Consider the following 11,704-nt stretch of genomic DNA (forward strand, 5'->3'; position numbering starts at 1 on the left):
TGTGGTGAAAATCTTTCTTTGGCGTGGATCGCTTGCGCGAGGCGGTACTCGTTTTCGAAGTGTTGCAGAATTCCCGCGCTCGCCGCCTGCGCTCGCCTAACCGATCGCCATGTCGCCCTTGGTCGGATCCGGAATGACGACGATGGTGCTGCCGTCGCGGACCTGATCGTGAAGGTAGACGACATCCTGGTTGAGCAGACGAATGCAGCCGGACGAGACCGCCTTGCCGATCGAAAACGCCTCAGGACTGCCATGGATGCGGTAGAGCGTGTCCTTGCCGTCCTTGTGAATGTACAGCGCTCGCGCCCCGAGCGGGTTCTTGAGGCCCGGCGGCATGCCGCCATTGGCGATGCTGTAGGGAGCGAGCTTCGGCTGGCGCGCAACCATCTCGTCCGGCGGTGTCCAGCGCGGCCATTTGCGCTTGTAGGCAACGATCGCCCGGCCGGACCAGGCAAAACCCTCTCGGCCGACGCCGATGCCGTAGCGCATCGCCCGCCCACCGGGCAGCACGTGATAGAGGTATTTCGCCGGCGTATCGACGATCAGCGTGCCGGGCCGTTCGCCGCTCGGGTAATCTACTTCCTGCCGCCAGAACTTCGGATCGACCTCTGCGATCTTGACCTCGGGGATCGGAAACTGCTCACCCGGCATCGCATAATACATCGGCGGCACGGGCGACCCGGCCACGGCGCGGACGGGTGTTACCGCTGCCGGCATTATCGTCGGCGCCGGACGCGCGGTCGCGCAGCCGGTGACGAACAGCGAAGCCGCACCGACGAAAAGGCCGCGGCGGGTGAGCATGATGCCGGTCTTGTGATCGGCCGTGGGTGAAGAGGGCTCGTTTGGTTCGGTCATATCGGGCATTCAACGACTCGATTGTTGCAATGCCGCTTCAGAGGGAAGTCCTACCTTAAGGCTGCCTTAAGGGAGCGGGCCAAGAGTTCCGCTCTCAGAAATGTGAGGAATAACAATGCGAGTCCTGATCGTCGAAGACGACGATATCCTCAGAGACGGCCTGAAGGTCGGCCTGGCGCTGGCGGGCTTCACCACCGATGCCGTCGGCACCTGCGACGCGGCGACGACGGCGCTCGCCGCCAACTGCTTCGACGCGATCGTGCTCGACCTCATGCTGCCCGATGGTTCGGGCTTGGATGTCCTGAAGGACTTGCGCTCGAGTCAGAACGACACCCCCGTTCTCCTGCTGACGGCCCGCGATACGGTTCGCGATCGCGTGGCCGGCCTCGATACCGGCGCAGATGACTATCTCGGCAAACCCTTCGACCTCGACGAGGTCGCCGCAAGGCTGAGGGCGCTGGCGCGGCGGTCCACTGGCCGCGCGACCGCTGCGCTGGAGTGGGCTGGCTTGCGGCTCGATCCCGCCCGACAATCGGTGGAACAGGCCGGCAAGCCGGTGCAGCTTTCACGTCGCGAATATTCGATCCTGCACACGCTGATGTCGTACCCCGGCGTCATCTTCTCGAAGACCAAGCTCGAAGACAGGCTTTATGGCTGGCAAGAGGAGATCGAAAGCAACGCCGTCGAAGTTCACATCCACCACCTGCGCAACAAGCTCGGGCCGGGGCTGATCGAAACCGTGAGGGGCATCGGCTACCGGCTGGGTGGGGCCGGCTGATGCGGTCGCTGCGTACCCGCCTCTTCGCCATCCTCTTGCTCACGACAGGGTTGCTGTGGCTCTCGGCCACGATCTGGATCTTCCTCAGCACGCGCGCCGAGGTCGAGCGCGTGCTCGATGCACGGTTGATGGAAGCCGCGCGGATGGTGAATTCACTGATCGTCAGCCCCGACATCATGAAGGAAGAAGGCGACACTGATGCCAACCGTCTAGCGCAGAGCGCCATCAAGATTCCCCTGCTCGAGCACCCTCATTACGACCGCCAACTCTCCTGCCAGATCTGGTCGCTCGACGGCACTCTGATCGGCAAGTCGGACAGCGCCCCGGAAACCACATTGGCACCGCACGCGATGGGTTTTTCGGAAACCGTCATCAATGGCGAAACCTGGCGCGTCTTCGCGGTGGAGAATGCCAGCCTCGGTGTGCGCGTCCTTGTCGGCGACAACCTGCGCATCCGCGACCGGCTGGTCAACGATCTGGTCAAAGGCCTGCTGCTGCCCGCCCTGCTGATCATCCCCTTGCTCGCGGTGCTGATCTGGCTCAGTGTCGGACGCGGGCTGGCGCCGCTGCGGAAGCTCGCGGGCGAACTCGCCGCGCGGGAGGCCTCCGATCTGCACGCGATCCAAGATGTGGGCACGACGCGCGAGATCAGCCCGGTTCTGAAGTCGCTGAACGGCCTCTTCGCCCGCGTTGCCGGTGCCCGCGAGCGCGAACAGAACTTCATCGCCTTTGCCGCGCACGAACTGCGCACGCCGCTTGCCGGACTCAAGACGCAGGCACAGGTGGCTCTCGCCAGCGACGACGGCGAGATCCGCGAAAAGGCCCTCGGCCAGATCGTCGCCGGGGTCGACCGAACCGGAAAACTCGTGCGGCAATTGCTGGACATCGCCTCCGTCGAAGCCACCGAAAGCACCAAACCGGCAGGAACCTTCAATGTCGGCGATATATTGTCGAGTCTGCGGACCGAACTCGGTGGCCATCACCGGGTCAACGTCGCCATCGACGCACCGCTTTTCGATATAAAGATCGGCATGGATCCGGACCTCTTCCGATTGGCGGCACGCAACCTTCTGGAAAACGCCATCAACCATTCGCCATCAGGCGCAACGGTATCCTGCACCGGCGAGAAGGAGGCCGGCCGCCTCGTCATCGCGATCAACGACACGGGCCCCGGCATTCCCGACGAGGAAATGCCCCACGTGACCGAGCGCTTCTTCCGCGGCCGCTTCAAGACATCGGTCGGCAGCGGCCTCGGTCTCAGCATCGTCGAGCGGGCGCTGGACCGAACCGGCGCCGAACTCGAACTGCGCAACCGAGAGAGCGGTGGCCTGTCGGCGCGCATCGTATTGCCGCAGAGCCTTGTGCAATGAACCCGCTCGGCTCTGGTCCGAACACCAGCAGCGTTTCCTAGGCGCTTTTTCGCATCGGCGGGTCCGGCAGCGGCACCGCGGCCATCAGCGCCCGGGTATAGGCGTCCTGCGGATCCTCGAACACGGCGCGGCGCGTTCCCATCTCGACGATGCGCCCGCCGCGCATGACGGCGACATGATGCGACATACGCTCGATGACCGCCATGTCGTGCGAGACGAAGAGATAGGCGAGCCCCATCGTCTCCTGCAGTTCGAGCATCAGGTCCAGCACGCGTGCCCGAACCGAAACGTCGAGCGCGGCAACGCTTTCATCGGCAACGATCAGCTTCGGATTGACCGCCAGGGCGCGGGCGATGCAGATGCGCTGCCGCTGCCCACCGGAGAACTCGTGCGGATAACGGCTAGCTGCATCAGGCCCAAGGCCGACACGACGCAACAGGTCGGCGACGCGATCCGCCCGCTCACTGCGATTGCCGATGCCATGGATGAGCAACGGCTCGCCGACCGCCGCTCCAACGGCCATGCGCGGATCGAGCGAGGCATACGGATCCTGGAAGATCATCTGCGCGGACCGGCGCACCGGCCGCATCTGCCGTTGCGACAGCGCGCCGATCTGCTGGCCGTCGATCGCCACATCCCCTTCGAAAGGAATGAGGCCGAGCACCGCCTTGCCGGTGGTCGACTTGCCTGAGCCACTTTCACCGACGAGGCCCAGCGTTTCGCCAGGGAAGATATTGAAGGAAACGTCACTGACGGCGGCGGCCAGCTTCTTTCCACCCAGAAGACCACCCGGCTTTTTCCCGTAGTGGACGGCGAGATCACGCACGGAGAGGACCGGAACGCTTGTCCGCGGGAGCGACGTCGCAGCCGTTGCAGCGATGCGCGGCGGACCATCGGTGCCTGCATGCGCCCCCAGCCTGGGGACCGCCGCCAGCAGTTCCTGCGTGTAGCGCTCGCGCGGCGAGCGGAAGATCGGCAGCACGTCGCCCTGCTCGACGATGCGGCCCTGCTGCATGATGACCACCCGGTCGGCCATCTGCGCGACCACGCCCATGTCATGGGTGATCAGCACGATCGAAGCGCCGAACTCCCGCTTCAGCTCCTTCATCAACGTCAGGATCTGCGCCTGCACGGTCACATCGAGTGCCGTGGTCGGTTCGTCGGCGATCAGTACCTTGGGTCGGCACGAGAGCGCCATGGCGATCATCACGCGCTGCCGCATGCCGCCCGAAAGCTCGTGCGGATATTGCGTCATGCGCCGCGCCGGCTCGGTAATATGCACCGCGTCCAGCATACGCAGGGCGACGGCGCTCGCCGTTCCCCCTTCAGAACCCTGATGTTCGCGAATGGCCTCGGTCAGCTGCTCGCCGATCGACATCACGGGATTGAGCGATGTCATCGGCTCCTGAAAGACCATAGCGACATCGCCGCCGCGCACGCTGCGCATCGCGCTGTTGGAGAGCTTCGAGAGTTCGCGCCCTTCGAGCTTGATGCTGCCGGAGGCGATCCTGAGCGAGGCTTTCGGTAGCAGCCCCATGACGGCAAGCGAGGTCACGGATTTGCCCGAGCCGCTCTCGCCGGCAATGCACAGCGTTTCGCCACTCATGAGGTTGAAGCTGACGGCATCAAGGACCCTTCGCGGTCCTTGCGGCGTCAGTGCATCGACGCAGAGGCCATCGATGCCGAGCACGGGTACTGCCGTTGTCACGAAAAGACGATCCTCGGGAAATAGAAGGAAACGACCCAGTTCGGCGCGTCGACGATCTCGCTGATCCTGAGATCGCCGCAGACCGAGCAGAGCAGATAGGCATCTACAGGGCTCAGGCCATGCTCAGCTCCGAGCAGATCGATCATGCGCATCAGGCTTTCGCGCGCGCCGGTCATCAGATCCGGGCCGATGCCGGTTGTCACCTCATAGCCGGCGGCATCCAGATGACGGGTCACCGGACCCGGCGTGGTGAAGCGCGGGCTCGCGAGACGCGCGTCCTTGACAAGCTCGATCGTCGCTTCCACCTCCATCTGGCTTTCGATCGCCGTGCCGCAGACCTCGCCATCGCCCTGGGCTGCGTGGGTATCGCCGATCGAAAACAGCGCGCCCTCCACCTCGACCGGCAGATAGAGCATGACGCCCGATGTCAGATCGCGAATGTCGAGATTGCCGCCGACCCGGCGCGGCGGCACGACGGAATGCAGGCCGGGTTCTGCCGGTGCTACGCCGATCGTGCCGGCAAACGGCTTCAGCGGCACGCGCCCGCCAGGGCCGTAAAGCGCCGGCGCCATGGTGTTGGCATCATAGGACCACATGTGCAGCGCGGGATCGGTGAACTGATCGGCCAACAGGCCGAAGCCCGGAATATTGGCTGTCCAGCCGATGCCCGAGGGCACGAAGCGGCGGATCGTCACTTTCAGCGCATCGCCCGGCTTTGCCCCCTCGACATAAACCGGACCCGTCACCGGATTGATCTTCTCGAAATCGAGCGAGGCCAGCGTCTCGAGCGTCGAACCGGCGCCGAGCTGACCGCCGGAGGAATCCAGGCATTCGAAGTGGATGGTCTCACCGGGCTTGGCGATCAGCGTCGGCTTGAAGTCGCGGTTCCAGCCGAAATGGTGCTTGGCGCGATGGATGGTGTGTGTGCAGGCAACGCACATGAAATCTCTCCCAAACTCATGAAGAGCTCCCCGAAGACGACCTCCGGGGAGCCCGCCGCTTATTGCTTCACGAAGATCGCGTCGTAGTTGATCACCCGGGTTGGATCGACGTAGATCTCGCCCTCGCCGCCCATGCGCGGCGACTTGGCGACGACGCGGCGCTCGTTGGTGACGGGAACCCAGGGCGCATCGGCCATGATATCGGTGAAGATCTTGCCCCATTCCGCCTGGCGCTCTGCAGCCTTTGCCGGATCGGACATGGAATCGGCGGCAACCGCGCGCTTATCGAGCGCTTCGTTGCAGTACCACGACCAGTTCCAACCACCTTGAACTGCACCGGAGCAGCCGAGGATCGGCCCGTAGAAGTTCGACGGGTCCGGGAAGTCGGCAATCCAGGCCATGCCGCCCGACCAGATCATCGGCGCCTCGCCTTCCGTGCCGCCGGCCGCAATCACATTGGCCTGAGCGAGGGCGCGAACTTCCGCCTTGATGCCGATGGCCGCGAGATCCTGCTGGATCGCCTGGGCGATGCGCGGCTGCGGATCGGTGTTGGTCGAATAAAGCACCGTCTCGAAACCATCGCCATGACCGGCCTCGGCGAGCAGCGCCTTCGCCTTCTCGACGTCGTAGGCATAGCCGGTGAACGCCTTGTCGTAGCCCGGCATCAGCGGCGGCAGCGGCTGGTTGGCAGGCGTTGCGCGACCATTGAGGATGCGGGTGATGCGCTCCTTGTTGATCGCCATGTTGACGGCCTGGCGAACCTTCACGTCGTCGAAGGGCTTCACCTTGGTGTTGAGCGTCACATAGCCAGTATGCAGCTGCTGTCCGTCGACGATGATCTCCGCGCCCTCGGGCGAGGTCTTGATTTCGAGGAATTTGGCCGGCGGAATACCGTCGCCGGCGATATCGACTTCGCCCTTCTGCAGCCGGAGCAGCGCGACCAGCGGCTCCTGGCCAACCTCGACCGTGAACTTGTCGATATGCGGCATGTCCTTGACGAAATAGTCGGGGTTGCGCTCGAAGGTCAGGCTCTGGCCGACGGTCCAGTCCTTGAGGACGAAGGTGCCGGAGCCGACCGGCTTCTTGCCGAAGTCGCCGGCGGCGGCTTCGACCGCTTCCTTCGGCACGACCGAGGCGAAGTTGACGGCGAGCACGTGCAGGAAGGTGGCGTCCGGGCGCGACAGGTGGAAGACCACCGTGGCGTCGTCAGGCGCTTCGATGCCTTCCAGCGTCGTCGCCTTGCCGCCCGAGAGATCGTCGAAGCCCTTGATCGCGCCGAAGAAGCCGGCGCCGGGACCTTGTGTCTTCGGATCGACCGCCCGCTCGATCGAATACTTCACGTCCGAAGCGACGATCTCGCGGCCATTGGTAAATTTCACGCCCTTGCGCAGCTTGAAGGTATAGGTGAGGCCATCCGGGGCCACCTCGAAGGTCTCGGCCAAGGACGGCACCAGTTCGGTCGTGCCCGGCTTGTAGTCCATCAGGCGCGAGAACAGGCTCTTGATCATCGACCAGTTGACCCAGTCGTAGCCGATGGCGGGATCAAGCGTGGCGATATCGTCCTTGTAGGTGATGACGATGTCGCCGCCCTGTTTCGGCGCGTCCTGCGCCAGGGTCGTGAGCGGTGCTGCCACCAGTGCCGCAGCGACGGTTGAAGTTCGAAGCCAGCTTTTGAACATTGTTGTTCCCCTTTTTGGTTGCTGTGCGAGCTGGCGGTCTTCCGCCAGTAAATGCGTAAAAACAAAGAGATAGAGTGTTGGCAGGACTCCTAGCGGGCGCGAATGCGCGGATCGATGAGCGGCGCAATGAGGTCGGCAAGAAGGTTGCCGAGCACGATCGCCAGCGCCGAAACGAGCGTCACCCCCATGATGATCGGAATGTCGACCTGCTGGATCGCCTGCCAGGCGAGCTGGCCGATACCCGGCCAGCCATAGACCGCCTCGACGACCACCACGCCGCTCATGAACTGGCCGATATCGATGCCGATCATCGCGATGATCGGCAGAAGCGCGTTGGGAAGCGCGTGGCGAAAGATGATGCGGAACGAGGAAAGGCCCTTGGCGCGCGCGGTGCGCACATAGTCCTGGTTCAAGACGTCGATCATCGCCGAGCGCACCATGCGCGCATACCAGCCGGCACCGAGGATGCCGAGCGTCAGCGCCGGCAGGACCACATGGGCGAAGGTGCCGAAGCCGCTCATCGGGAACCAGGCGAGCGTAACCGCGAAGACATAGAGCAGCAGCAGCGCAGCGACGAATTGCGGCGCCGAGACGCCAACGAAGGACGCCATCATCACCAGCCGGTCAACGAAACCGCCGCGCCGGATAGCCGCGACGACACCGAGAAACACCCCGAGCAGGACTTCGACGAAGATACCGGCCGCCATCAGGATCAGCGTTGCCGGCAGGCGCGCTGCGATCAGCGTGCCGACATCTGTCTTCTGCGCGTAGGAGCGGCCGAGATCCCCTTGCACGAGGCCCTGGAGGTAGCTCCAGAATTGAACGAGCAGCGGCTGGTCGAGACCAAGTTCACGGCGGATATTAGCGACCGTCTGCGCCGTTGCGCTGCGCCCGGCGATCATGCGTGCCGGATCGGCCGGGAGTGCGTAGAGCAAAAGGAAGGTGATGGCGGCAACGCCGAGCAGGATGAGCGCGGTCTGCACGAGACGGCGGAAAAGCAGGAACGCCATCTCAGCCCCTCCCGCGTTGCGTCGGGTCGAGGATATCGCGCAGCGCATCGCCGACCAGATTGAAGGAGAGCGCGGTCAAGAGGATGACGGCGCCGGGAATGAAGACCAGCCATGGAGCCGCCTGGAAATAGCTCTGGCTCTCGAAAATGATGTTGCCCCAGGAGGGCGTCGGCGGCTGCACGCCGATGCCGAGGAAGGAAAGCGTCGCTTCGAGCAGCACGGTCGTCGCGATGCCGAGCGTGCCCCAGACGATCGCCGTCGGCACCAAATGCGGCAGGATGTGGTGAAACAGGATGCGGCCGTGGCCGGCGCCGAGCGAGCGCTCGGCGAGGATGAAGTCGCGTTCGACGAGGCCGCGGGTCTCGGTATAGACGATGCGGGCGACCTGGACCCAATTGACCAGCGCGATCACCATGGCGACGATCCAGAGGCTCGGGCGAAGCAGTGCGGCAAGCACGATCGCCAGCAGCAGCGCCGGAAATGCCATCATCAGATCAGTAAAGCGCATCAGCGCATTGCCGACCAGACCCCGCATGTAGCCCGAAAGAATGCCGATCATCAGACCGATCGAGACGGCCGCACCATTGGCAACGAGGCCGATGACGAGCGAGGTTCGGGCGCCGTAGAGCAGGCGCGAAAAGAGATCGCGGCCGAGCGTATCGGTGCCGAGCAGGAACTGCGCGCTCGGCGGCAGCGGCGCGCCTTCCAGTGTCAGCCCGTCGAACATCTGCTCGTCCGGGCTGTAGGGCGCAATCAGCGGTGCGGCCAGCGCGAGCAGAACGACCAGCGCGACGACGACGAGACCGAACAGCGCCGCCGGTTGCCTGAACATGGCTTTCAGAACCTGCATCAACCGGCCTCCGGCAGAGGCTCGGCACCGCCGAGAATGGAGCCGGCGATCTGCTCCATCGACAGGCGCTTCTTCATCGCGCAATTGCGCAGGATGCCGTAGGCCCGCTCCTCGTCGACATGGCAGGCCTGACCGATCTTCTGTACGGCGGCGTGAACGAGCGGGCGCATGCGCACGCGTTCTTCAAGATGCGCGAGCTTGTCGGCGACGGCGCGGCGCTCCTCGTGGATCCCAACCGCCAACACCAAGGCCGGGTAAACTGCCGAGGACGCGACGGGCTTGGCGATGATTGCCGCAACTCCCTGCCCCATGGCCCAGGCGACCCGCCCCGGTGCTTCCGAGCCGAGCAGGGCAATCAACGGCCGTGGCGCCTGTTCGTCCTTCCACGGCAGGAGCCCGCTCCAGCCCTGATCCGCATCGACCAGGATGATGTCGGGCAGGTCGCGCGCATCCAGCGGCTGCCACTGTACAGTGACGTCGAAGCCGAAGAGCCGGAGCTGTCGCACGAGCCGCTCCGTCGTCTGATCTTCGCGGTGCAGGATCGCCGCACGCCAGCCGGTGAAGTTCGGTGTTTCCCTCATGAGACGATCCGCAATTGGGGCACCTTGCGCTTGCGCTGGCCGGTCAGATAGGGGTCGGCGGCAATCGACGGCAGCGACGTGACGATGTCGAAGCCCCCGTCGTCGCTGATGCGACCGAGATGGAAAGGCAAGGCCGCATGGTGGGTCTGCGGATCGATCCTGAGCGGGCCGAGCACGCTCTGATGCGGCGCTGCTGAAACGAGCTGCGTGATCCTCGCGGGGTCGTCGGCACCGGCCTCGATGATCGCCTCAGCGCAGAGCTTGACGGAGGCGTAGGCGCTGGCAAACAGGCTGGAGATGCGCCGCTCCGGCCCGAAGCGGCTGGCGACGCGCAGCTTGAAGGCGGCATTGTCGGGTGAGACCACCGTGTCGAAATAGGAGGCGGCACAGAGCTGGCCGGTCGCTACCCCCAAGCCGATATCCGTGAGCTCACACTCCTGAAGGTCGCAGCTGACGACCGGGCAATTTTCCGGCCGGAACCCCGGGTCGCGCACGGCGAGCGCCCGGATCGCCGCATGAAAGGCGTAGCTGGAAGGCCCGACGAGGTTGTTGAGGATGAAGCTCGGCCGGCGCTGCTCGATTTCGGCAACGATGCGCTCTACCGCGGTCTCCTCGAGCGGCAGGTAGCGCTCGCCGAGCACAGCGCCGCCGGCCTCTTCCACCAGCTCGCGCGCCAGGCGATTCATCTCCCAGCCCCAGACATAGTTGGCGCCTATAAGATAGGGTCGGTTGCCGAAACGCGGCAGCAGATAATCGAGCAAGGGCAGCAGATGCTGGTTCGGGCAGCCGCCCGTGTAGATGACGTTGTCATTGGCCTCGAAGCCCTCATAAGGGCACATGTACCAGAGCAGGCCGTCGTGTTTTTCGACCAGCGGAATGACTTCCTTGCGGGCGAGCGAGGTGATGGTGCCGATGATGTGGCGGCATCCATGATCGCGCAGCAGCGATCTGGCGCCTTCGAGATAGCGGTCGATATTGGCTTCCGGATCGATGAAGACCGGCTCGATCCGGCCGGGATGGCTCGCCGCAATCTCCTCGATCGCCAGCTCCGCGCCGTCACGACAGTCGCGACCCATGGCCCCGTAGGGCCCGGTGGTCGAATAGAGGATGCCGATCTTTATCGCGTCACTCATGAACCCGCCAAAAACCAAAAGCCCCACGACGCCGGTCCCATCGAAGATGGGGGCATCATGGGGCGAAACTGCCCGTCGACCATCGAGGTCATGTGAATGGGATTGATCTGCTCAATCTGAGAGCATGATTAAGATACGGGCAACTGGCTGCTGTCAAGCGCGTTTCGCGCGGTTCAGTCGCGGGTTGGAACCGGGGCCATGACATAGCGCACTCGGCAACGCCGCCAAGTCTCTCCCGCCACGGAAAACTAGCTCGAAAGGAGGCGTTGACCTCAGGATCAGGAGTGACACGCTCAGGCATGGTTCACGTCGGCCATTCGCGAGAGCCCAGTCTCCGGATGGCGCGAACCGAAAGGAGAAAGTCATGGCAGCAAACGGCAGCTTCAACGGAAAGTGCTTCTGCGGTGCAGTCGAGATCGAAGTGAGCGGTGACCCGGCCGCCATGGGCTTCTGTCACTGCAACTCGTGTCGGACATGGTCGGCGGGTCCAGTCAATGCCTTCACGCTCTGGCCTCCGGAAAAGGTTCGGATCGTCAAGGGCGCAGACAATCTCGTTGGCTATCAGAAGACCGCGACCAGCGTGCGCAAATGGTGCAAGGCTTGCGGCGGTCACCTCATGACCGAACATCCGCTCTGGGGCGTGACCGACGTCTTTGCGGCGGTCATTCCAGCGCTGCCGTTCAAACCCGCGCTCCACGTCAACTATCAGGAGACGGTGCTGCCGATGAAGGACGGCCTGCCAAAGTATCGCGACTTCCCGCCGGCATTCGGCGGGACGGGAGAGATGATGGCGGAATAG

General features: G+C 64.1%; 11 protein-coding genes. 3 read left to right on the top strand and 8 right to left on the bottom strand.

Features of this window, described 5'->3' with window-relative positions:
• Positions 1 to 96: 96 nt before the first annotated feature.
• Complete coding sequence (locus AB4Z53_RS11990) at positions 97 to 717, bottom strand: L,D-transpeptidase (RefSeq protein WP_441596119.1); 621 nt, start codon at positions 715 to 717, stop codon at positions 97 to 99.
• A gap of 253 nt (positions 718 to 970) precedes the next feature.
• Here AB4Z53_RS11990 and AB4Z53_RS11995 point away from each other — a divergent pair, with 253 nt between their 5' ends.
• Both AB4Z53_RS11995 and AB4Z53_RS12000 read left to right on the top strand, forming a co-directional pair.
• Entirely contained in the window at positions 971 to 1,633 is a 663-nt protein-coding gene (locus AB4Z53_RS11995) for a response regulator (RefSeq protein ID WP_113538346.1), read from the top strand.
• The gene (locus AB4Z53_RS12000; protein ID WP_441596011.1) at positions 1,633 to 3,003 is read left to right on the top strand and encodes an ATP-binding protein; all 1,371 of its coding nucleotides are present in this window, start codon (positions 1,633 to 1,635) and stop codon (positions 3,001 to 3,003) included. Before AB4Z53_RS11995 ends, AB4Z53_RS12000 begins: the two co-directional genes overlap by 1 nt.
• A gap of 37 nt (positions 3,004 to 3,040) precedes the next feature.
• Here the strand turns inward: AB4Z53_RS12000 and AB4Z53_RS12005 are convergent, their stop codons facing one another.
• From AB4Z53_RS12005 to AB4Z53_RS12035, 7 genes are all read right to left on the bottom strand, one after another.
• The gene (locus tag AB4Z53_RS12005) at positions 3,041 to 4,711 is read right to left on the bottom strand and encodes an ABC transporter ATP-binding protein (RefSeq protein ID WP_441596013.1); all 1,671 of its coding nucleotides are present in this window, start codon (positions 4,709 to 4,711) and stop codon (positions 3,041 to 3,043) included.
• Positions 4,708 to 5,652 (bottom strand): acetamidase/formamidase family protein, encoded by a 945-nt coding sequence (locus AB4Z53_RS12010; RefSeq protein WP_113538343.1) that lies wholly within the window; start codon positions 5,650 to 5,652, stop codon positions 4,708 to 4,710. Before AB4Z53_RS12010 ends, AB4Z53_RS12005 begins: the two co-directional genes overlap by 4 nt.
• 59 nt (positions 5,653 to 5,711) lie before the next feature.
• Positions 5,712 to 7,331: an ABC transporter substrate-binding protein gene (locus AB4Z53_RS12015; protein ID WP_441596015.1), complete on the bottom strand. Its 1,620-nt coding sequence runs from the start codon at positions 7,329 to 7,331 to the stop codon at positions 5,712 to 5,714.
• A gap of 89 nt (positions 7,332 to 7,420) precedes the next feature.
• On the bottom strand, positions 7,421 to 8,341 hold the full coding sequence (locus AB4Z53_RS12020) for an ABC transporter permease (protein WP_441596017.1): 921 nt from the start codon (positions 8,339 to 8,341) through the stop codon (positions 7,421 to 7,423).
• Position 8,342: 1 nt separating this feature from the next.
• Positions 8,343 to 9,191 (bottom strand): ABC transporter permease, encoded by an 849-nt coding sequence (locus AB4Z53_RS12025; RefSeq protein WP_441596019.1) that lies wholly within the window; start codon positions 9,189 to 9,191, stop codon positions 8,343 to 8,345.
• The gene (locus AB4Z53_RS12030) at positions 9,191 to 9,772 is read right to left on the bottom strand and encodes an ANTAR domain-containing response regulator (protein WP_113538339.1); all 582 of its coding nucleotides are present in this window, start codon (positions 9,770 to 9,772) and stop codon (positions 9,191 to 9,193) included. Before AB4Z53_RS12030 ends, AB4Z53_RS12025 begins: the two co-directional genes overlap by 1 nt.
• Positions 9,769 to 10,905 carry a transporter substrate-binding protein gene (locus AB4Z53_RS12035; protein ID WP_441596021.1) on the bottom strand — a complete coding sequence of 379 codons (1,137 nt, stop codon included), beginning with the start codon at positions 10,903 to 10,905 and terminating at the stop codon, positions 9,769 to 9,771. The genes AB4Z53_RS12030 and AB4Z53_RS12035 overlap by 4 nt, the downstream gene beginning before the upstream one ends.
• A gap of 364 nt (positions 10,906 to 11,269) precedes the next feature.
• On the opposite strand from AB4Z53_RS12035, the gene AB4Z53_RS12040 reads away from it, so the two are divergent.
• Positions 11,270 to 11,704: a GFA family protein gene (locus AB4Z53_RS12040; protein ID WP_113538337.1), complete on the top strand. Its 435-nt coding sequence runs from the start codon at positions 11,270 to 11,272 to the stop codon at positions 11,702 to 11,704.

It is taken from the genome of Ensifer sp. 2TAB8, from assembly GCF_052115125.1.
Classification (GTDB): Bacteria; Pseudomonadota; Alphaproteobacteria; order Rhizobiales; family Rhizobiaceae; genus Ensifer.

Coding starts and splice junctions, on each gene's coding strand:
- AB4Z53_RS11990 (WP_441596119.1), bottom strand. CDS start 717: ATGCCGGCAGCGGTAACACCCGTCCGCGCCGTGGCCGGGTCGCCCGTG.
- AB4Z53_RS11995 (WP_113538346.1), top strand. CDS start 971: ATGCGAGTCCTGATCGTCGAAGACGACGATATCCTCAGAGACGGCCTG.
- AB4Z53_RS12000 (WP_441596011.1), top strand. CDS start 1,633: ATGCGGTCGCTGCGTACCCGCCTCTTCGCCATCCTCTTGCTCACGACA.
- AB4Z53_RS12010 (WP_113538343.1), bottom strand. CDS start 5,652: ATGTGCGTTGCCTGCACACACACCATCCATCGCGCCAAGCACCATTTC.
- AB4Z53_RS12015 (WP_441596015.1), bottom strand. CDS start 7,331: ATGTTCAAAAGCTGGCTTCGAACTTCAACCGTCGCTGCGGCACTGGTG.
- AB4Z53_RS12020 (WP_441596017.1), bottom strand. CDS start 8,341: ATGGCGTTCCTGCTTTTCCGCCGTCTCGTGCAGACCGCGCTCATCCTG.
- AB4Z53_RS12025 (WP_441596019.1), bottom strand. CDS start 9,191: ATGCAGGTTCTGAAAGCCATGTTCAGGCAACCGGCGGCGCTGTTCGGT.
- AB4Z53_RS12030 (WP_113538339.1), bottom strand. CDS start 9,772: ATGAGGGAAACACCGAACTTCACCGGCTGGCGTGCGGCGATCCTGCAC.
- AB4Z53_RS12035 (WP_441596021.1), bottom strand. CDS start 10,905: ATGAGTGACGCGATAAAGATCGGCATCCTCTATTCGACCACCGGGCCC.
- AB4Z53_RS12040 (WP_113538337.1), top strand. CDS start 11,270: ATGGCAGCAAACGGCAGCTTCAACGGAAAGTGCTTCTGCGGTGCAGTC.